This window comes from Streptomyces sp. NPDC025793, assembly GCF_055558375.1.
On sequence record NZ_JBVHMR010000076.1, the window covers coordinates 1 to 20378 of the forward strand.

General features: G+C 71.0%; 14 protein-coding genes and 3 pseudogenes. 7 read left to right on the forward strand and 10 right to left on the reverse strand.

Annotated features, from left to right (window positions below):
- Window positions 1-683: 683 nt before the first annotated feature.
- The 3 genes from ACZ4MF_RS46200 to ACZ4MF_RS46210 form a co-directional block, all read right to left on the reverse strand.
- On the reverse strand, window positions 684-1379 hold the full coding sequence (locus tag ACZ4MF_RS46200) for a chaplin (protein ID WP_467500086.1): 696 nt from the start codon (window positions 1377-1379) through the stop codon (window positions 684-686).
- A 1665-nt stretch (window positions 1380-3044) separates the two neighbouring features.
- Window positions 3045-3623 carry a fasciclin domain-containing protein gene (locus ACZ4MF_RS46205; RefSeq protein WP_467500088.1) on the reverse strand — a complete coding sequence of 193 codons (579 nt, stop codon included), beginning with the start codon at window positions 3621-3623 and terminating at the stop codon, window positions 3045-3047.
- A gap of 691 nt (window positions 3624-4314) precedes the next feature.
- Window positions 4315-4533, reverse strand: a complete 219-nt coding sequence (locus ACZ4MF_RS46210; protein WP_467500090.1) for a hypothetical protein — start codon at window positions 4531-4533, stop codon at window positions 4315-4317.
- A 104-nt stretch (window positions 4534-4637) separates the two neighbouring features.
- Here ACZ4MF_RS46210 and ACZ4MF_RS46215 point away from each other — a divergent pair, with 104 nt between their 5' ends.
- Together ACZ4MF_RS46215 and ACZ4MF_RS46220 are read left to right on the forward strand one after the other, a co-directional pair.
- Window positions 4638-6830, forward strand: coding sequence for a trehalose-6-phosphate synthase (locus ACZ4MF_RS46215; RefSeq protein ID WP_467500092.1), 2193 nt, complete (start codon window positions 4638-4640; stop codon window positions 6828-6830).
- Window positions 6831-7036: 206 nt separating this feature from the next.
- Window positions 7037-7462, forward strand: a complete 426-nt coding sequence (locus tag ACZ4MF_RS46220) for a cytochrome P450 (RefSeq protein WP_467500111.1) — start codon at window positions 7037-7039, stop codon at window positions 7460-7462.
- A gap of 489 nt (window positions 7463-7951) precedes the next feature.
- On the opposite strand, the gene ACZ4MF_RS46225 is transcribed toward ACZ4MF_RS46220, so the two are convergent.
- Window positions 7952-8641 (reverse strand): hypothetical protein, encoded by a 690-nt coding sequence (locus tag ACZ4MF_RS46225; RefSeq protein ID WP_467500094.1) that lies wholly within the window; start codon window positions 8639-8641, stop codon window positions 7952-7954.
- A 1419-nt stretch (window positions 8642-10060) separates the two neighbouring features.
- The gene (locus tag ACZ4MF_RS46230) at window positions 10061-10729 is read right to left on the reverse strand and encodes a TetR/AcrR family transcriptional regulator (RefSeq protein WP_467500096.1); all 669 of its coding nucleotides are present in this window, start codon (window positions 10727-10729) and stop codon (window positions 10061-10063) included.
- Window positions 10730-10819: 90 nt separating this feature from the next.
- Here ACZ4MF_RS46230 and ACZ4MF_RS46235 point away from each other — a divergent pair, with 90 nt between their 5' ends.
- From ACZ4MF_RS46235 to ACZ4MF_RS46245, 3 genes and pseudogenes are all read left to right on the forward strand, one after another.
- Window positions 10820-11233 (forward strand): DUF4345 domain-containing protein, encoded by a 414-nt coding sequence (locus ACZ4MF_RS46235; protein WP_467500098.1) that lies wholly within the window; start codon window positions 10820-10822, stop codon window positions 11231-11233.
- Window positions 11234-11311: 78 nt separating this feature from the next.
- Window positions 11312-11851 (forward strand): annotated as a pseudogene (locus ACZ4MF_RS46240) (Rossmann-fold NAD(P)-binding domain-containing protein); the annotation flags it as partial.
- A 658-nt stretch (window positions 11852-12509) separates the two neighbouring features.
- A complete protein-coding gene (locus tag ACZ4MF_RS46245; RefSeq protein ID WP_467500100.1) occupies window positions 12510-13337 on the forward strand; it encodes an SDR family NAD(P)-dependent oxidoreductase in 828 nt (275 codons plus the stop codon).
- 765 nt (window positions 13338-14102) lie between these two features.
- On the opposite strand, the gene ACZ4MF_RS46250 is transcribed toward ACZ4MF_RS46245, so the two are convergent.
- On the reverse strand, window positions 14103-14750 hold the full coding sequence (locus tag ACZ4MF_RS46250; protein WP_467500101.1) for a hypothetical protein: 648 nt from the start codon (window positions 14748-14750) through the stop codon (window positions 14103-14105).
- Window positions 14751-15826: 1076 nt separating this feature from the next.
- Here ACZ4MF_RS46250 and ACZ4MF_RS46255 point away from each other — a divergent pair.
- Together ACZ4MF_RS46255 and ACZ4MF_RS46260 are read left to right on the forward strand one after the other, a co-directional pair.
- Window positions 15827-17131, forward strand: a complete 1305-nt coding sequence (locus ACZ4MF_RS46255) for an MFS transporter (RefSeq protein WP_467500103.1) — start codon at window positions 15827-15829, stop codon at window positions 17129-17131.
- Window positions 17132-17331: 200 nt separating this feature from the next.
- On the forward strand, window positions 17332-18534 hold the full coding sequence (locus tag ACZ4MF_RS46260) for a serine hydrolase domain-containing protein (RefSeq protein WP_467500105.1): 1203 nt from the start codon (window positions 17332-17334) through the stop codon (window positions 18532-18534).
- Window positions 18535-18539: 5 nt separating this feature from the next.
- On the opposite strand, the pseudogene ACZ4MF_RS46265 reads toward ACZ4MF_RS46260, so the two are convergent.
- The 4 genes and pseudogenes from ACZ4MF_RS46265 to ACZ4MF_RS46280 form a co-directional block, all read right to left on the reverse strand.
- Window positions 18540-18734, reverse strand: a pseudogene (locus ACZ4MF_RS46265) (hypothetical protein); the annotation flags it as partial.
- Complete coding sequence (locus ACZ4MF_RS46270; protein ID WP_467500107.1) at window positions 18691-19044, reverse strand: antibiotic biosynthesis monooxygenase family protein; 354 nt, start codon at window positions 19042-19044, stop codon at window positions 18691-18693. The pseudogene ACZ4MF_RS46265 and the gene ACZ4MF_RS46270, both read right to left, overlap by 44 nt.
- 122 nt (window positions 19045-19166) lie before the next feature.
- A pseudogene (locus ACZ4MF_RS46275) lies at window positions 19167-19473 on the reverse strand (TetR/AcrR family transcriptional regulator); the annotation flags it as partial.
- Window positions 19474-19963: 490 nt separating this feature from the next.
- Window positions 19964-20269, reverse strand: a complete 306-nt coding sequence (locus ACZ4MF_RS46280; protein WP_467500109.1) for a DUF3759 domain-containing protein — start codon at window positions 20267-20269, stop codon at window positions 19964-19966.
- Window positions 20270-20378: the final 109 nt, after the last annotated feature.

The following is a 20378-nucleotide window of genomic DNA, read 5'->3' on the forward strand; positions in this document are numbered from 1 at the left end:
GATATCCGAATCCTGGTAGAAACTATGAGAAATCAGCTCGTCATATCGTTAACGTCCACGGGTGCCGTACTACTTGTCACTCCACCGCAGCAGTCTTGGGTGGAAAGGGCAGGGAAGGGGGCGGTGCGGGTGCCCGGGCCAGCCGCCTTTGGCCTGGTTGCGCCGTCGCGCCGGACCCCGTGACGGGGGTTGCCGTACGAAAGGGCATGCCGGGTGGGGGCAGCCCGTGACGCTGCTGGACGCTCGTGGGTGCTGCGCCGTGTACGGGTCCTGCGGCCCGGCCCGGCCGGAGACGGCGTCGGGCGGTGCCGGGAAGCGCGCGTTGCCTTGGTGCGACCGCGTGAGACAGGGGGCCATTCAGTCTCGGTGGCGCCGTGGTGCGAATCAGCCCATGCCCGGCTGCTCGATGTAGGCGTCCGGGGGTGGGTGTCTGTGGTCCGGTCTCCGAGGGGGAACGCGGTGGGAGTGGCGGGCGCGGTGCGGGCAGGGGGCTGCTGGTGGGTGTCGGAGTGGTGCTGGCGGATCCCGTTCCGGGCCGCCGGATGCCGGGCTGCCGGTTGCCGCGTCGTCGGGCGCGGGATGTCGGCCTGGCCGGTGCCGTGTGCGGCTGCCGACCAGGCCGGATCCTTGGTGGGGATATGCCGGGTGATGGGGTGCAGGTGATCTGCGCGCTGCTGTTCTTCTCAGCGTGCGGTCGGTGGGCGGAAGCGGCGGTAGAGCGTTCCTCCGCCGATCAGGGCTGTGATGCTTGCGGCGGCGGCTGTCCAGATACCGTCGGCGCCGGTCTGAGCGAGGGAATCTTCTGTCTGCTTCTGCGTGATCGTGTGGGGCGTGAGATGCGCCGTGTGCGGCTCGTGGGGCACCGGCGGGGTGGGCGGCACCGGTCGGGCGGGCGGTGTGGTGCGGGCGGGCGGCTCGGGTGCGGTGCGGGTCGGTTCGCTGGGCCGGCTGCTGGGGGAGTTCGCGGATGTGTTGCCGAAGACGGGATTGGCGATGCCGACTACGTCGACCGTGTTACCGCTCACGTTGAGGGGTAGCTGGACCGGCAGTTGGAGGCCGTTGCCGGAGAGGACGCCCGGCGAGTCCTGTGTGCGGCCGGAGGCGGTGGCCCGGCTCGGTGTCCCGGTGGGGGTGCTGTGTTCCTGGTTGGTGCAGCTGTTGCCTGCGGCGGGGTTGAGGAAGCCGACGACGTCGATGGTGTTGCCGCAAATGTTCACGGGGACGTGGACGGGCAGCTGGATCGTGTTGCCGGAGATCAGTCCGGGGGAGTCGTTTGTGGAGCCGTCTGCCGTGGAGTCTGCGTGTGCCGGTCCCGCGACAGCCATCGCGCCCGAGGCGACGGCGAGGGCGATCGCACCGTTGCGGGTGACCCGTTTCATGAGATTCTGCCTTTCGGAGGTGATTGCGGGTACATGCCCGCGCCGTGTGAAACGTTTGTGAAACTCCATGGGTTATGGCTTGTCGCCTGTTATCGGCTGAATGGGTGGACATTGGTGGTGCCGTCCGGAGCTGGGCCGCGGAGGGTGTGTCAGGTGCCCGTCGGCGGACGGTGCCGGGGCGCGTGGCCTGAGCGGTGGCGTGTGCCATGCCGTGCGCTGTGGCCGTTTGTTCGTCGCCGGTGTTTCCGTGATCATCAGCTCTCGCGGCAGGTGACGTCGGGGATGCGGATCTTTCGTTGCTCGTGGGCCAGGCCGTCCAGTTGTCGACGGCAGGTCCCGCGTCTTGGCGGCCGGGTTGGTCTGTGCATGGCGCGGGTTGTGGTGGGCGGTCGCTTTGCCGGGTCCGAGGCCGTCGGGGCCCGGCGGCTTGGGGGCGCCTGGCCGAGAGTCCTGGCGGAGGGGATGCGGCCGTGGCCGGGAGCGGCTGGGCGGTCACGGCTCTGACGTGTGGTTGGGGTGACGTACGTCCCGTCGTGGCGTGGGAAGGCAGCAGTTGCCGTGGAGAGGTGTGGGAGCGGGTCCCGGATCCAGGCTTCGGTACGGCGGCTGTGAGCGTCGGTGGCCGGCCCGTCCCCGTTGCCGGCGGTGCACCGTGCTTCATGATCGTTGCGGGAGGGGGAGGGAACGAGCCGGGCTGTGCGCCGTGACCGACCGGGATGCATGTCGGCGCCGTACGCGGTGGTGGCCCTGCACGACGGAGGCATCTTCTGCACGTCATACGAACCGACGCGGTTGCCCTGCGGCTCGCCGCGGCTTCGGCGTGTGAGGTCCTTCCCGGCCGTACGCCGGTCCGGGTGGGGCCGGTGTACGGGTTCCCGCCAGCGACAACAGCTGTTGGTCGCGCGGAAGGAGAGGTGCAGCGGGTTGCTGCCCGCGCGCCGCAGCAGTGTCGTTTTCAGGGCGCGAGTGTTGCGGGCCCCTGCCGCGAATGTCCATCGCCGGCTTCTCCGGTGGTCGCCGGGAAGGTGCCCTTCGGGCTGGGGAAGGGGCAGGCTTGGTCGGGCGGGTATGACCGTGCGGGTGGGGTGCGTGGGCGCCCGGGGTGGTGGTGCGGCCGTCGTGGTGCTCATGGCCGCCCTCGTGCCGTCGGCGGCAGGCGTGCGTTCTGTACCCTCGCGGCGGTCAGGGCAGGTCAGGTGCGAACCGACCTGCCGATTTGTCGAGGTGTCTGCATGCCGGTGTCCGCGTCCCGGTCCGGGTGCCGGCGCGTGTCTTGCCCGCGTCGGAGAGGACGCGGCCGTCGCGGGCGGGCCGCAGGCCGCAGGCGGGGCGCGGGCGGGACGCGGGCAGTTCGGCGACGGCCGGCTTGCCGGGCTGGTGGCTTACGACGAGGAGCGCCGAACCCGCCTCGGGCGCGTTGCCGGGGCGGGCCGCCTGACGAGCGGTAGCCGGGCGAGCTGCCGGGCCGTGAGCCGGTGCCCGTCCGGCGATTGGGCCGGGTCCGCGGCCCGCGCCCCGGCGGCCCGGTCGCGCTGCCGTGCGGCCATCCCGGCACCCACGCATGCCGCTTGACGGGTCTTTACGGAGCCCCAGGGCGGAGCACTGTGGTCCGGGAACCGGACTGTGCCTGGGCCTCGTGCCGTCGCTCCGGAACGCTGCGGCGTGTCAGGACGGCGGCCGCAGTACGGAGTCGATGACGTATACGGTGGCGTTCGTGCCCTTGATGTTGCCGCAGACGATGTGTGCCGTGCCGTTGACCTTGAAGTCGGTACCCGATCCCGACGTGGTCAGTTTGCCGCCTTCCAGAGTCGTGAAGGACCCCTTGGGAAGCTCGTTCGGGGTGATTCGTTTGTCCACGACGTGGTAGGTCAGTACCTTCTTCAGCCGGCCCTGATCGGCCAGTAGCGAGGTGAGCTGCGACATGCTGACCTTCTGGAAGGCCTGGTCGTTGGGTGCGAAGACGGTGATGTGGGGCTTGCCGTCGAGGGCGCCGTTCAGCTTCGCTCGGACCACGGCCGAGACCAGTTGGCTGAGTTGTGGATATGCGGCCGCGGCTTCTGTGATTCTGTCCTTGGCTGTGTTGACCTTCTGGGAGAGTGCAGGGCAGCCGGAGCCGAACGTTCCCGACGGGCTGGGGGAAGGACTCTGCGCGTGGCTTTGCGATGCCAGGCCACCGAGCGTGAGGGGAATGGCGATCGCGGTTGCCGCGGCAGCTCTGGCCGTACGTGCAGCAGTGCATCTCATGACGAACCTTCCTCCCGTTGAGGCGTGAACGCTGCATGAGTCTGCATCGCGGAACTCGTCGTTTCCGCCGGGCCGGGGTACACCCGGACACGGGGCCCCGTCACCGCCCCCTCAGCGAGGGTATCCAGCAGGTGTCGGTGACCGCATCTTGAAAGACGGGCCCGGTCGACGCTCCGGGGCGCAGCGGGTGCAGGGTGCCGTGGCGTCGGCCCGTTCAAGCGCGTATGAGTGAAGAGGGTTGCGGAAGGCGGCGATCAGGGGGTTTTTCTTTCTCCGCGGAGATCCGAGGGGAGTCCTCGCGGGCTCGGGGCGCGGTTTCTGGGCCGCGGGTGGCCGTGACGAACTCGGCCGCCCGCCAGCCCACTTCATGTCCGGGCGCCATGCGTTTGCGGCCCGGTGCTGCGCCGGCCGGCGGCCGCGCGCCGGCTTTCAGCGGCCCGCGCAGTTCCTGGTCCCGTCGGCTTCGTGGCCGTCGCGCGTCTGTCCCTTCCCGGGCCGGGCACGTTCATCCTGGGCCGGGCGCCGTCCTTTCCGGCCCGTGCCCTTGCCGCGCGCGCCTGGGGCGATCGGGGCGACGGGGCGGGCGAGGCGGAAGCCGTCGGCGCGGACTGCGCGGCGGTGGGTGTGCGCGGCCGGGTGGCGGTGGGCAGCGAGTTTCGGCCGGGCCGTCCGGACGCCTTCGGCTTGGTGGTCACCAGGCCGGGTCGTGGGTGATCGGGTCGATGATGCGGGCTCCGTCGTCGGGGTGCAGCGGCGACCGGTTTGCGCTGTCGTCCTGGATCGCCCGGATCGCCCGTCCGAGCCGGGCGGTGCGTGGGTCATCGCTGTGCAACAGGTGGGTGACCAGGCCTGACGGTGCGTCGTGTGCGGCGGACACCAGCTCCTCGCATGCGGGGTCGGCGTCGTGCATAGCGCCTCCGGGTCTCCTGTGCGGGGTGGCTGGAACACTCCGATCCTGAGAATATCACTATATGTCGTGATTTCATCACAATGGGTTGTGTTGGAGGAGGAGTGGTGGTCAACGCCGTGTGCACACCCCGTCGCCGGGCCGCTCGTCCCGCCGCTCCGGATCCGTCCGCCGACACCGCGCGGGTGCTGGTCACCGACCTCGACGGCACGCTCCTGGCGGGGGACGGCCGCGCACGCCGAAGGCTTCGCCATCTGCTCGACCTGCACCCGTGCATCACCATGGTCTTCGCCACCGGCCGCTCGGTGCACTCCGTACGCGAGATCGTGGCCGGCGACCCGCTGGTGCCCGTGCCGCGCTGGATCATCGCCGATGTCGGGGCCAGCGTGGTCGACGCCGCCGACGGCAGCCGTGCCGAGACCCTCCAGGAGCGGCTGCGCGCCGGATGGCCCGGCACGGACCGGGTGCGCTCGGCCCTGGACGGCTTCCCAGGCTTGGCCTACCAGGACACGGTCGTGCAGGAAGGACGGTGTTCCTTCTACCTGCCGCCCGAGCACCTGACCTCGGGCCTGAAAGCGGCTGTGGCCGCCCTCGGCTGCTCGTGGACGTACTCCGGCGGCCGCTATTTCGACGTCCTGCCCGTGAACGCGGGCAAAGGGGCGGCCGTACGGGAACTCGCCCGCATGCGGCACTGGCCGCCGAGTTCCCTGCTCGTGGCGGGCGACTCCCTGAACGACCTGTCACTGTTCGACCTGGGCGCCCACGGCGTGGTCGTGGGAAACGCCGAACCCGGCCTGGCCGCTCGGGTGCCCCTGTGCGCACGGGTGCACCGCCCGGCACTGGACGGTGCGGCGGCGATCCTGTCGGCCCTGGAAGACCTCGGCTGGATCAGCAGGCCCTCGCGCGTAGTAGTCGGTTACCACCGCCCGCCCCTGCGCTGGTCGCAGCACGGATGGCAGGCTCCCGTCAGCCCCAACGGCATCCTGCCCACGCTCACCTCCGCCCTGGATCCGCGTTCCTGCGCCGAAGACGTCGTATGGGCGGCCGCACTCGTCACCGACCAGGGCACCACCCCTGCCCCCGCCCCTGCCTCCGCTCTCGCCCCCGCCCAGGTCCCCACTTTCACGCGCTGTTCCTGTCCGGCGCCTCCCACCGCGCTCCGTCTGGCGTTGCTGCCCGTGGCATCCGATACCTGGGCGGGCTACTTCCACGGCGCGTGCAAGGAGACCCTGTGGCCGGTTCTGGTGTCCGCACCCCACCTGATCCGCCACGACCCGCACCACTGGGCCGACTTCGAAGAGGTCAACTCCGCCTTCAGCGACCACATCGACGCCCATGCCGCCCCCGGGGCGACCGTCTGGCTGCACGACTACAACCTCTGGCTCGTCCCCGGCCTGCTCAAAGAACGCCGCCCCGACGTGACCATCGGCATCTTCCATCACACGCCCTTTCCCGCACCGGACACCTTCCACCGGCTCCCCGTGGCCAGTCAGCTGCGCACCTCACTCACGCATCTGGATTGGGCCGGCTTCCACACCACCGCCGACGCCGACAACTTCCGGCGGCTCCTTGCCGGCACCGCCCGCCCGCCACGCGCCGCGGTGCATCCGCTGGGCATCGACCACCAGGCGGTACAGACCCGCGTCGGCTCGCGCGCCGCGGGGCGGCGTTCCCGGGGCGACGGGCAACTGGTGCTCTCCGTCGAACGCCTCGACTACGCCAAGGCACCGGTGCACAAGATCCGTGCCCTGGCAGCCCTGTTCGAGAGGGCGCCGCAGTTCCGGGGCCGGGTGCGTTTCCGGCTGATCTGCCCGCCCCCCGAACCGGGCATCCGCGCCTACGAAGCCACCCGGACGCGGCTGGAGCAGGCGATCGCAGACCTCAACTCCCGCTGGGGTACCGATGTCTGGCAACCCGTCGACTATGTGCCCCGGACACTGCCCTTCGGGCGCATCGTGGACAACTACCTTGCGGCGGACGTCTTCTGGGTGACTTCACTGGCCGACGGCATGAACCTCACGGCACAGGAGTACGTCGCCTGCCGCGCGGCGGCCGGACGCAGCGGCGTCCTCGTACTGTCCCGGCACGCGGGCCTGGCCGCCCACCTGGGCGGGGCCGCGCTCCTCACCGATCCCGGCACGCCCGACGACCTGGTCGCCACCCTCCATCAGGCCCTGACCATGACGCCCCGGGAGCGACGCCTGCACACCACCCGCCTCGCAGCCCGACTCACCGCTCCGGCCCCGGACGACTGGGCCCGCGCGATCCTGAAGGAGCTCTCCTCCGCCGCAGGTCACTGATCCTTTCTTCACCGAGAAGCGCGCCGCGGACACGACGAACGACCCGCCGTGGCCGTGCCGGGCGGGGCTACTTCCCGGCATCGGCCGGACAGACACCGTTCCTGCGGCCACCGGCAGCCTGCCCGGATCCGCGACACCGTCCTGGCCGTGCTGCTCGCGGCCCACCACACGACCGCTGCGGCCGTGGCCGTGGCCCGACTCTGCACCTGCTCGGCCGCCACCCCGAGGCGGCCGAACGGGTCTCGGACGAGCTCGACCGCGTCCTGGACGACCGCACGGTGCCCGACTACGCGGACCTGAGACGGCTGCCGTACGGGGAAATGGTCCTCAAGGAGTCGCTGCGCCTGTATCCGCCGGGCCCGTACGGAGCGCGCGAGACCGCCGGTGCGCTCACGCTCGGCGGTCACCGGATCTCGGCCGGCACCGTTTTCTTCTATCCGTTCCGGGCGGTCCACCTCGACCCCGTAGTGGCCCGAGGCCGAACTGGTCCTGGCCGTGCTGCCCAAGCGCTCCCGCTTCCGCGCCGTCCCGGGCCACGAGGTGACACCGGTCGAATGTTTCGTCCTGCGGGCGGCGGACGGCATCCGCATGTTCGCCAGGGCGCGGAGCCCGGCCGGGCACATGGCCGGTGAACCGCGGCGGGCGCCCTCGACCTCGCCGGCCCGCGTCAGCGGTTCGTCCGGCGCGGCCGCGGCCGCCCGTACGGCACCAGTCCCTGCCGGGAGTCCGGGCTCACGGCGCGCGGCCCGCCGGGTACGGTCGGCGGGGCCGACGGGCCGGGGCGGCCAGGGGCGGGTGGGACCACCGGGGTAGCCACGGTTCCTGGGGCAGTCTTCCGGCGCGCGGCGTGCGTCTTGTTCACCCAATGGAGGGATCGCCGGGAGAGAGGCGGGTGGCGAGGGCGCGTTCGGATGTGCTCGGGGGAGGCGTCCGGTGTGGAAGTCCCCAGATGGACCGGATGGTGAGAGAAGGGACGCGGGCCCGGGCAACAGGGGTGTGATGCCTGGTGCCCAGGTCCGGCGGTGCGTGTACGACGTGCGGGTTGCCGGACAATGGTGGGGATCGGGGCCCCGGCTCGATTACGGCGGGCCGGGGCCCCGTGGTGTGCTCCCGGACCGGGATCAGTCGTCGTCCCCGCCGCCACCCCAGCCGCCGCGCCAGCCGCCATCGCGGTCGCAGTTCACGCGGAAGCTGGCCACGACACCGTTCTTGACGTGGACGCCCTCGGTGTGACCCGGGTTCACGCCGTAACTGTCGCTGTGGGCGCCGACGGTGGCGATGGGGGCGCCGTTGTCGCAGACCGCCCCGCGGAAGACCTCCACGCGCTTGTGGCTGTCGTTGCGGACGTTGATGGTCCTGGCGCCCAGGCCGCTGACCACGGTGATGCACTCACCGGAGTGGGCGGAGTAGGACCGCTCGTTGATCAGGATCCTGCCCCCCTCCCTGTGACCGCGGCCCCGGCCTTCTTCACCGCGGCCCCGGCCTTCTTCGCCCCGGCCCCGGCCTTCTTCGCCGCGGCCTCCGTCACCCCGGCCTTCTTCACCGCGGCCTTCGTCGCCGCGGCCTCCGTTGCCCTTGCTCTGTCCGGAGCCGCCGTCGAGGGAGGCTTCGGGAGCGGCGGCCGGAGCTGCAGCAGCTGGAGCAGCGGCTGGGGCGGCAACCGGTGCAGGGGCCGGTGCGGCAGCGGCCCGGGCCGACTGCGGCACCGAGGTGGGGGCGGAGGCAGCAGAGGCGTAGGTTATGCCGGTCGCGGCGAGTGCCGCAGCGGCCGAGACACTGGCGGCCACCATGGTGGAACGAGCGAGCTTCATGTCGCTTCTCCTGTTCTGGATATCTCGGAGATGCCGGCTCGTCAGCCGACTGTGATCAAACGTACTCATAGCGGTCATATCAGTCATATTGGAGGACTAGGCCAGGGAGCCGATTGGGGTACGGGCGACCCCCGCCCGCAGCCCGGCTGGATGCGAAACAACCGGGAAAACGGGTGGATTGAATGACTATTAGGCTGTCTGGATGATCCGCTGACGTCCGCTCATCCACTTCCGGCGGCGTGTCGCTGCGAAAGTCGTGAGGTGATTGGTGTTATGGCTGAGCCGAAGCCTGCTCGTCGTACGGCCGGGTAGGGGATCGCGGGGCGGCGGTGGGCCGGCCGTCTCCGGGGCCGGTCCGTCGTGCGCGGTGGCGTGCCGGTGACGTCTGCGACGTGCGGATCCGCGCACCGTACAAGCGGATGCACGGTGTACGGGCGGATGCGCGGCGACGTACGCCAGGACGGCCATGAGCGCACCGGCGGCCTGCGCGACCGAGTGGCGGGGAAGTGGTGCCCGGCCGAACGACTTCTCGGCCGACGCCTTCACCGGCGCCGTCCGCGACACGGCGGGCCGGACTCCGCGCGATGGGCCCGACCGCCCGTCTGTGCCCAGGAGTTGAGCGTTCCACAGCCGCACCGTCGGTGATGTGCGAGCGCACAGCCTGCGCTGGCGCACGGAGACCCTGGCCCGGCGCCTCGCCCTGCATCGTCGCCGTCGGCCCGCCGGGCGCGCGCGGTTCGTGGCCGTCGTCGGGCTGCCGCCGCCGCGGCCGTCGTGTACATCTGGCACGGCAGGGCACGGTGTGGCCTGGGGGCACGGGTGCGGGTGCTGTCGTGGACGGCCGTCCACGGCCAGGTCCCGGCGGGGAAGGTCGGCCGTGTGCGCGCGTTCCGGCGTGCCCGGGCTCGGGCGAGTCAAGGGCGGCGAGCGCCGTCACCCTGCCGAAGCGGCAGCATTCGGGCGGCCGGTCCGTCTGCCGGGGTCCTGTCCGGGAGGACCGGCTCCCATGTGGTGCGGCGTGGGCATCCTGGTCATGGCTGCGGTACGGCCGATGCGTCGGCGCTGCCCGCACACTTGTGCCGCGCCGACGCGAGAGGGCGGGGCACGATTGTCCGCTCGGAGGTGAACACTCCCCGTTCGCACCTCTCCGCGCTCGGCTTCTCCGGGGCGGCGGCCGGGAGGCGGCGTAACGCCCCCCGGCCTGCGTATGCCCCTCAGGCTGGCGGATGTCCCTCGGGCCGGTGGATGCGCCTCGGGCTGGGGAAGCCGGAGCGTGGATCGAGGCGCGTTTCCCGCCAGAGTGGCGTGGGCGGGACCGGGCGAGTGGCGCGGGCCCTCATGCATCCGGAGTGAGGCCTGGCCGTTTCCGGCCGGCGAGATCCCCGGCCGGACGTTCGGGCCCGGGGCGCCGACGGTCTGTCAGGCTCCCTGGGCGCCCCGATGCGGCAGCCCCGGGGTCGGGGCTCCTGCGCCGGGCTCCTGCCGTGGCCAGTCGGGAGCGGGGTCCTGTGCGAGCAGCGGCCGCAGGGCACCGAGCACCGCGCCGATACAGACGTCGCGCAACTGGGTGCGGGTGCAGGTCTCGTGGGTGAGCCAGTCGACACAGAGCACCCGGACGAAGACCAGCCAGCTCTTCAGGACGCCGGACACGGCCTCGCGGGCGCTCTCGTCCGCCAGCGGCAGTACGGCCAGCAGCCGTGCGCGGAGCGCGTCCAGCTCGTTCGTCATGATCGTCTGGATCACCGGGTCACCCGCGAGGACCCGGTTCGCGGCGAGGACGGCGTTGCGGTTCGCCACGAAGTACTCAAGATGGAGGTCCATGCCCTGGACGAGCTGTTCCGCCAGGGAGTCGGCGGGGTCGAATTGCGTCCCGGCGAGCAGCTGGTCCGCAGCCTGTTGGTAGACGGCCGCGAACAGGGCGTGCTTGCTGGGGAAGTGACGGTAGAGCAGGGCCCGGGAGACACCTGCCTCTTCGGCGACCTCCTCCATCAGTACGTCGGCGTACGGGTGCGCGGCGAAGAGCCGTGCGCCGACGGCGAGGAGCTGGGCGCGGCGGTCGGCGGGGGCGAGTCGCTGGCGAGGAGGCACGAGCGAAGCCTAGTTGACATGCGTCTACTGGTGCCCCCAGTGTAGTAGACGCATGTCAACTAAGCTTCGCTGAGACGGCTTGGAGGGACGATGGCGAGGGCTCTGCGCGTACTCACCACGCTGATGGGCTGGTCCTGCGTGGCGATCGGCCTGTTCCACGTTGCGCTCGGCAACGCGGCGATCCCCGGTGCCGGTTCCGCCGGCACGACGGTGGACAGCTGGGGCCGGTTCATGGGGGCCAGCTTCGTCGGCTACGGGCTGGCCTGGCTCTGGGTCGCGCGCCAGCGTCCGATCCCGGCCCGGGAGGTGCGGTGGCTGGCCGGAGTGTTCCTGCTGGGAGGCGTGGGTCGGCTGCTCTCGCTCGCCGTGCACGGCTGGCCGCAGTGGTTCCAGATCGTGCTGACGGTGATCGAGCTCGCCCTTCCGCCGGTATTCCTCTGGCTGGCCGGTGCGCAGGAGCGGGCCCCGCGCAGGGACGTGCAGGTCGTGTCCGCCGACCGGTGAAGCACGCGTGAGCCCGTCCGGATCAAGGGCCGGAAAGCGAACCCGCCCATATGGGGGACACAAGGCCGCCGGGCGGTCGCGGTGCGCGCGGTGGAGGACGCGCTGCGGAATTCCGGCCTGGACTGGGCCGTCCTGCGACCGGGCGGTTTCGCCTCCAACGCCTTGGCCTGGGCGGAGTCCGTCCGCACGCAAGGGACGGTCGCCGCGCCCTTCGGCGACGTAGGAGTGCCGGTCATCGACCCGGCGGACATCGCCGAGGTCGCGGCGGCCTGCCTGCTGGACGACCGGCACACCGGCGGGGTGTACGAGCTGACCGGCCCGGAGGTAATCACGCCGCGTCAGCAGGCGGAGGCGATCGCCGCCGAGCTCGGCTCGCCTGTACGGTTCCACGAACTCACCCGCGATGAGGCCAAGGCCACGATGACCCGGTTCGTGCCGGCGGAACTTGCCGACGACACCCTGGACATCATCTCCGCCCCGAACGCGGCCGCACCGCGGATCAGCCCGGACGTGGAACGAGTCCTCGGCCGCGCTCCACGCCCCTTCAACGGCTGGGTCGCCCGCAACATCGCCGTTTTCCGCCGAGGCACAACGCAACCGGGGCGCCCGCCTCCGTAGTGGCGCCGTCGTCGGCGCGCGAGGTGCTGGAACGTGCAGGCCCTCGGGCCCGGCTCTTCAGTACAGCCGAGCCGCAGGCCCGGCTGCGCAGTGCCGCACACCGTCGACCGTACCGAGACCATGTCTGAAGCGCGCACGGCTGCGCGCCTGACGACCGCGGCTGTTGTCCGCCGACTTCGGTCCACCGGTATGCGGCGTCGCGCCCGAGCCGTGCCTGCTGAACGCAGTCCTGGTGCCCCGAGTCGTTGACGCCTCGCCAGCTACTGCTGAGGCGGCGCCGATCGGGGCGGCCCGCACGCGGCACCCGTACGCCACACGCGGACTGTGCCCATCCACGCAGGCGCGGCAACCGGACGGTGAAACCCCTCCCGGCGGATCAGCACGATTGACCGCTGCGCAGGGCAGCCGCGACGGCGGGCCGCCGTTTCTCGCCGGGACCTCGGCGAGCAGCGCGACGACGCCGAGCGGTGCCGCGGTGCATCAACCGCCTGAAGCAGTGGCGTGGCATCGTCACCTGATGCGAGAAGCCCGCGACGATCTACGTTGCCGGATTCCGAACCGTAGACATCCTCGGCATCTCGCCGCCAGACGGCGGGGTGTGAGGTGCGCGCCGCCTTCGGCCTGGTCGTGGGCGGGATGACCTGTGTGAAGGACGATCATGAGTGTGAGGGAACCGGACGGCGGGCCCGCGCAGGCTGCGGATCAGAGCGCTACGGCGGCGGGTGCCACCGGTGGCGGTGCGCCACTGGCGGGATGCGCGGCGCTGGTGACGGGCGCGTCCAGCGGCATCGGTGCGGCCACCGCCTTGTCGCTGGCTCGGCAGGGTGCCGCTGTGGCAGTCGTCGCCCGCCGTACGGGGCGGCTGGAGGAACTGGCCGCAGTGATCCGCGATCGGGGCGGCTCGTGCAGCGTTCTCACCGCCGACCTCGCAGACGCGGTGCAGGCGCGTCGGGCCGTCGAGGACGCCGTGGAGTGCTGCGCAGGGCTGGACGTGCTCGTGAACAACGCCGGTTACGTGGCCATGGGCACCATCGAGGAAGGCGACCCCGCAGACTGGGAACGAATGGTCGATCTCAACTTCAACGCCGTCCTGCACCTGTCACAGGCGGCGATGCCCCACCTGCTCCGCGCGGCGGCGGACGGCCCGCGCGGGATCGCCGATCTCGTGAACGTCAGCTCGGTCGGGGGCCGGGTGGTGCGCAGGAACAACGGCATCTATTCGGCGACGAAGCATGCGGTGGGCGCGTTCAGCGAGGCCCTGCGTCAGGAGGTGACGGCAAGGGGCGTCAGAGTGGGGCTGATCGAGCCGGGTCTGACGGCGACGGAGATGGCGACCGGCCCCGGATCAGCCGCCGCCCGTGGCATGCCGCAGAAGGCTTGGCTGCATGCCGACGACATCGCCCGTGCCATCACGTTCATGGTCACCCAGCCTCCGCATGTCGCGATCAACGAGATCATGGTGCGCCCTACCGCCCAGGAACACTGACCGTCAGCGCGGGAGATCCAGCGGGAGCCCCACGCGAGCGAGCCCAAGCGCCCCGTGACCGGCTGCCTGCCACGTCGCACGACGAAACCGCCCCCGCGGGCGCGGGGGAGTGCACTTGGGGGCGGGTACGTGCGCCTGTACGTCCAAAGGGTGCTGCGGAAGGCCGGGATCCGGGCATTCCCCTTGTACCGCCGTCAGCAGCCGCCGGCCGCGGGGTGCGGGCGGAGCCGAACGAGGGGCGGATCGTGCCGTCCCGCAGAGCGGAGGCGGCAGCGACCGGGGTGAAGAGCGGGTTCTCCATGAACACCGCGGGCCGCGCGTGCACGACCGCCGCCCCGATAGGTCCAGGACGTGCTCGCACAGCTGGTGCAGCCGGTGCGGTCGCTGTTGCCGAGACTCGGCAGTGCTGGTGAGACTCAGGCTCATCTCCGCACCGGCACACCCCGCGCCCACAGTTGGCCGAAAAGCACGCGTCCGCTTCTGCCGACGTCTGCGCCGACACCGGTGACGAGGACGGGCCGTCCACCTACAAGATCCCCTCTTGCGTGTCGGTGGGGGGATGCCACGGTTGAGGTTCAGGGGGATGTCGAGGGCCGAGAAGTTCCGTGGGGGAATTGGGGTGGGCCCGGGCACCAGGGTGTGATGCCTGGTGTCCGGGCCCGTTGGTGCGCATGTGGCGCGTGGGTTGTCGGACAGCGGTGGGGGTGGGGGTTCCCGGCTCGATTGCGGCGGGCCGGGGCCCCATATTGCGCGGTCGGTCTCGGATCAGTCGTCCCAGCCGCCGTCGCCGCCGCGGTCTCCGCCACGGTCGCCGCCGCGGTCTCCGCCCCGGCCGCCTTCGTCCCAGCCGCCGTCGTGGTCGCAGACCACGCGGAAGCTGGCCACGACGCCGTCCTTGACGTGGATGCCCTTGGTGTGGAGGTCGTCGACGCCGAAGCTGGTGCTGTGGGCGCCGACGGTGGCGATGGGGGCGCCGTTGTCGCAGACGGCCCCGCGGAAGACCTCCACGCGCTTGTGGCTGTCGTTGCGGACGTTGAGGGTCTTGGCGCCCAGGCCGCTGACGACGGTGATGCAGTCGCCGGGGTGGGCGGAGTAGGACCGCTCGTTGATGAAGATGCGGCCCTCCTCGTGGCGCTCCTCGTGGCGCCGGCCTTCCTCGCGGCGGCCGCCGCCTTCGTTGCCCTTGCCCTCGTTGCCCTTGCCTTCGTTGTTGTTGCTGTTGTTGTTGCTGTTGTTGTTGTTCTTGCCCTGTCCGGAGTCGCCGCTGAAGGGTGCCTGCGGGGCGGCGACGGCCGCGGGGGCTGCCTGGGGTGCCGGGGCGGAGGCCGCCGAGGCGTAGGTGATGCCGGTGACGGCGAGTGCCGCGGCGGCTCCGGCTGTGGCGGTCACCATGGTGGAACGAGCGAGCTTCATGTCGCTTCTCCTGTCTGTTATCTCCGAGATGTCGGCTCGTCAGCCGACTGCGATCAAACGTACTCATGGCTGTCGTATCGGTCATTTCGGAATGTCGACGGCAGGGGGCCGATCGGGGTATATGCGGCTGCTTCCGCCGCTCGGCCTGGATGTGAAGTGACCGGAGAAAAAGGCGGATTGAATGACTATTGATCCATTCGGATGATCTACTGACACCCGCTCACCGAATGCCGACCGCGTGTCGCTGCGGAATGCGTGAGTTGGTCCGTGCTAACGGATCGGCTGCGCCGCAGCCTGCACCCCCTGAAACCTGGCAGTACAGCGGGTTCCCGGGGCCGCCTACGAGTGCTGTGGCGCCGGGCCGTCAGGAAACATTCGCTGTCCTGGAGCAAGCCGTGGCGGCCGAGCAGGGGGCCCGGTCGGGAGGGCCGTCCGCGCATGCGCGCTCCGGGATGCCGGAGCCGTGCGGGAAGTAGGGGGTGCATGGGGCGAACGCCGTCGCCTTGCCGAACGGCCGCATACGGTCGGCCGTTTCATCTGCCCCGTGGTGTTCGAGAAGGCCACCTCCTCTCGGGCGCGGACGCGGGCGGCGGCAAGGCCCTGGTCGACGCTCGTCGAACGCCTTGCCGTGGGCGGCGCTCTGGAGGACGGTCCCGCGGCGGGCGGTCGCCGAAGGGGCTGCCCGCCGTGCATACCTGCGCGATGCCTTCTTCGGGCAGGTCCCCGGCGCCAGGTGCGGCTGCCGCGCGTCCGTGTGGCTGGGCGGGTGCACGTGTTCTGCGTCCACTGGCTGTGCTTGCCTCTGTGCGGGCGGTGATGTCGCCCTCTTCCGCTCGTCCGTTGGTGAGGCGTAGTGAGGTGCGGTGAGGCGCGGTGAGGTGCACGAACGGTCGGGGATATGAGGTGTATATCCCTTACGGTGGCGACCGGTGTCATATGTCCGTTCGTGGGAGGGGAAGACCGTGGCCTTCGTGGAGCCGGGCGGCGGCGGTGGGCCTTTGTCCCGTCATGTGTCGGGTCTCCGGTCCGAGAGGCCTTCCTGGGCCCCGCTTGTGGCTGTGTGCGCCGGGTATTTCATGGTCATCCTGGACGTGACGGTCATCAACGTCGCCGTGCCGGTGATCGGGCGGGATCTGGGCACCTCGCTGACCGGCATTCAGTGGATCACCGATGGTTACACCCTGGTCTTCGCCGGTTTCCTGCTGACCGGTGGCGGGCTGGGCGACCGGCTCGGCAGCCGGCGGGTCTTCTGCTGGGGCACGGCCGTGTTCACCGTGTCCTCGGCCGCGTGCGCCCTTGCCCCCGATGCCGCTGTCCTGGTCGGTGCCCGGCTGCTGGAGGGGTTCGGCGCGGCGCTGATCGTGCCCGGTTCCCTGGCCCTGCTCCAGCAGGCCTATCCGGGGCCGCTGGAACGCTCGCGGGCCTTCGGGCTCTGGGGTTCGATGGCGGGCGTCGCAGCGTCGGCCGGGCCGCTGCTGGGTGGTCTGCTCGTGTCCACGGTGGGGTGGCGTTGGGTGTTTCTCATCAACCTTCCGGTCGGTGCAGCGTGCCTGGCGCTGACCCTGCGGCACGTGGCGCGTTCGCCTCGGCAGGCGGCCCGGCCGTTGGACTGGCCGGCCCAGGCGGCGGTCGTGGCGGCGGTGGCGCTGCTGACCGCGGCGCTCAACGAGTCCGGTCGGCGCGGCTGGACGGATCCAGCGGTCCTGGCCGGGCTGGGCTCGGCAGTGGTGGCCGGTGCGGCCTTCGTGGTGCGTGAGCGAATGGCCCGCTCGCCCGTTCTGCCCCTTCGCCTTCTGTGTTCCCGGGAGATGAGCGGCGGGGCCGTCATCGGTCTGCTGTTCAACTTCGGCTTTTACGGCATGGTGTTCACCGCGAGCCTGGAGTTCCAGCACCAGCGCGGCTTCTCCGCCCTGCGCACGGGGCTGGCGTTGTTCCCGGCGGTGGCCATGACCATGTTCGCATCCATCCTGTCCGGGAGATTGTCCCACCGCACCGGTGATCGTCCCTTGGTCGTCGCCGGGATGCTCCTGGCCGCGCTGGGGCTCGCGGGCTGGGCCGCTGCGGGTGCCGATCCCGCCTACCCGCTGCTGGTGGCACCCATGATGGCCGCGGGATTCGGCACCTCGTTCGCGCTCACCGGCTCCACCACGACGGTCATGGGCGCGGCGCCTGCGTCGTACTCAGGCGCCGCCTCCGCCCTGTTCAACACGGCCCGTCAGATCGGCAGCGCCACCGGCGTGGCGCTCGGGGGCAGTCTGCTCGCCGCCGCCGCCCACTACACCAGCGGGCTGCGCACCAGCATGACCGTCGGCGCGCTCGCCTACCTGGCCGCGGCGGTCCTGGCGCGGCGGTGCGTGCCGACGGGGCCCCAGGGGAGATAGCAGGGGCCTGCGCGGCGCTGGCCTCAAGGGGCCGGACCGGGGCGCGACGAGAGCCGCCGTCCTCGGCGGACGGCGGGCGGACGACGACCGGGGGGCAGCCCCACCTGGCGCCCGGGTGTCAGCTCCATCGATTGCATGAGGGGAGGGGCGTTGACTGGCACTGATCAGCAGCGAGTCGGGCCGAGCACAGAGGTGACAGCGTGGCGGGGAAACGTACGGCGGTCGTGGCGTGCCTGGCGGCACTGATGGCGTGCGGGGCGGGCGAGGCGCCCACGGGAACGCATCCGGCATCCGGCGGCTACTCGGCGGGGGACCTGAGGCGGGATCTGGCGGCGGTGCGGGCCGCCGCCGGCGGTGATGTGAACGTGGTGGCACGGGTGGACGGGCCGGGTGGCGCCGTGCTGCGGGCACGGTACGGGAGCGCGGGCGTGGGCTCGAACGCGCCCGTCCCGTGGGACCCGGAGTTCCGGGTGGCAAGCACCACCAAGACGTTCACGGCGGTGGTGGTCCTCCAACTGGCCGCGCAGGGGCGGCTGTCACTGGACGACACCGTGGAACGGTGGCTGCCCGGGGTGGTGCGCGGACACGGCAACGACGGCTCGCGGATCACCGTACGCGACCTGCTCCAGCACACCAGCGGGATCTACGACTACATCACCGATCCCGGAGTACAGGACAAGCTGGTGAACCATTTCGACGAGAACAGGTACGACGCCACCCCGCCGTCCCAGCTCGTCGCGATCGCGATGCGACACGCCCCGCTGTTCACCCCGCCGCCTCACGGTTCGCCGCGGCGGTGGGCGTACTCGAACACCAACTATCTGCTGGCAGCGATGATCGCCGAAAAGGCGGGCGGTGCGGACTGGCGGGAGCTGGTAGAGCACCGGATCATCGCCCCGCTCGGCCTGCGGCACACCTACATCCCCGGCGAGAACCCGTATCTGATCGGCCCGCACGAGCGGGTGACCATCGACGGGCCCGGGGGCGAGCCGGTGGACCTCACCGAGGAGAGCTATCAGCACACGGCGGACTCCGCGGTGGTGAGCACGCCGGCCGACCTCGACACGTTCTTCCGTGCCCTGGCCACCGGGCGACTCCTGCCCGCCACGCAGTGGGCGCTGATGCGGCAGACGGTCCCCTACGACGACCTGCCGGTACCGCCCGCGGGCAAGCAGGGCGGATACGGTCTCGGGCTGCGGGTCGTGCCGCTGACCTGCGGCGGCGTCTTCTACATGCACGAGGGCGACGGCCTGGGCGTGTACGGCCGGCCGGCGGTCGGCGCGAACGGCCGACGGGCGGTGACCGTGTCGGTGACGTCCACCACCGCGCTCGTCGACGAGGACCGATTGAACAAGGCGGCGCAGACCCTCACCGACCATGCGCTGTGCGCGGCCCGGAGCTGAAGCGGTTCGGCCATCTTCACCACCGGCGTGTCCTGGGCGGGCAGCAGCACCATCTGGGCCCGCCGCCAGGTCACCACCGAGCCGGCACCCCTGCGGATGATCCGCAGCAGGCGCTTGTCCTCGTCGTCTTCGATCTGCCGTCGGGCTCTGCAGGGCCTACGGTCGTATGAACCCGTGGCTCCGCTCCACCTTCGCCACATGCAGCGTGTAGCTCTGGTACCACTCGGCTTGCCCGCGCTTTTGCGCCGCACGGTGCTCGGCGTTGTTCCGCCACTCCGTGAGGGCGTCGGCGTCGCGGAAGTAGCCGACGGTGATGCCGAGTCCGCCAGGAGTCTGTGCGTGGTCCATCCCCAGGAACCCAGGGACGTCCTTCACCAGGTCTTCCATGCGTGCGTTGGTCTCGCTGTAGCCGCTCTGCTCCTGGGTTCGCACCGTAGTGAAGACAGCCACGTAGTAGGGGGGTTCATAGGCCTCGACGGGGGAGACAGGTGCTTCCGGGTGATCGCTCATGGCGCCACCGTAAGGCGGGATGTGCCCGACGCTCCAGAGGCTTTCCTGAACGCGATACATGGGGGACCGGGTTCTGGACCGAGGCCGTCTGAGAATGCTGGCCGATGTCGCGATGGTGCGGGGGCGTCGATCATGCCGTGCTGGGCGGTGACGTAGTTCAGGAAAAGGCGTGTCCACGCGCGCAGTGCCTCTGCCGGCGACTTCTGTACGAGCAGAGCGGGGGCGGCGTCGCACGGGCGGGACACGTCGTTGCGGTAGACCGCCTCAATCAAGGCCGCCGGTGTGGGGAAGTCGCGGTACAGAGTCGCACTGCCCACGCCCGCTTCCTTGGCGATGCGGTCCAGGTGAGCGTCCAGCCACTCCGTCGGGAACACGCGTACAGCGGCCGTGAGGATCTTCTCCCCGTTGTGTCGGTGCGTCAGCTCGCAGCGGCCGACGCGCTCCATCGCTCGTCGGCGCCGGCCACCCCCCTCTCGGAGGCTCGAATTGGCGAAGCCGATCATGTCGGGCATCCACGAAATGGGCACCGAGCTCGTGCTCGAAGCCCGGCGCGCGGACCGGCTGAACGTTGTCGTGGACAGCATCACGGCGACGGGCGGCACTGCCGTCGGCACCGTCGTTCGTGATCGATTTCGCTCTCTGCGGCCGCGGAATGATCGTGGATGGGGCGCCGGCGGATGGAGCGGCCTGGTGGCGGGCCGGCATCCCGGTCGGGTGCCCGAGGCAAGCCGGGGCAGGGCGGGTCGACACAGTGCTCGTCACGGTGAGTCGTCGTGGTCCTGGTCGTGGTCGCCCAGGACCCTTGCCCCTCACCGGAGGCCGACGGTGCCTCCTTCGGCCGGGAGGCCGAAGGAGGCGACGGGCGTCGGAGGTTGGTGATCGCGGCCGCCCGTACCTGAGGGTGCCCGAGCCGCTGGGGTCAGACGGTGACGAACTCGGGGGCGATACGCACCGCTGCGGCCGCCGCGTGGCGCTTGACCTCCTCCTCGTCCAGGTGATCCAGACCGAGGTCGACCACGAGCCGGTCGGCCTGCTGGCGCGCCAGCGCCTCCAGGGTGTGGGACAGGTTCTGGTCGTCGATCGGCTGCCCGGACTTCTTCAGCTTCCGGGTGGCCTCCCAGGCGGCCGCGTGACCGGCCTGCTCCTCGGTGACGAGACGGTCCAGGCTGGAGCTGCCGTAGATGACGGTGTGCGCGGCCTTGTACTGCGCGATGCCCTGGGACACGGTTCCTCCTCGTATAAGAGCTCATCTCATTTGGTGAGTCTGCGGTAGCAGATCAGGGTGCAGGCAATGCTGGTGAAGGCGAGGAAGTGGTCGGCTTTCCGTTCGTAGC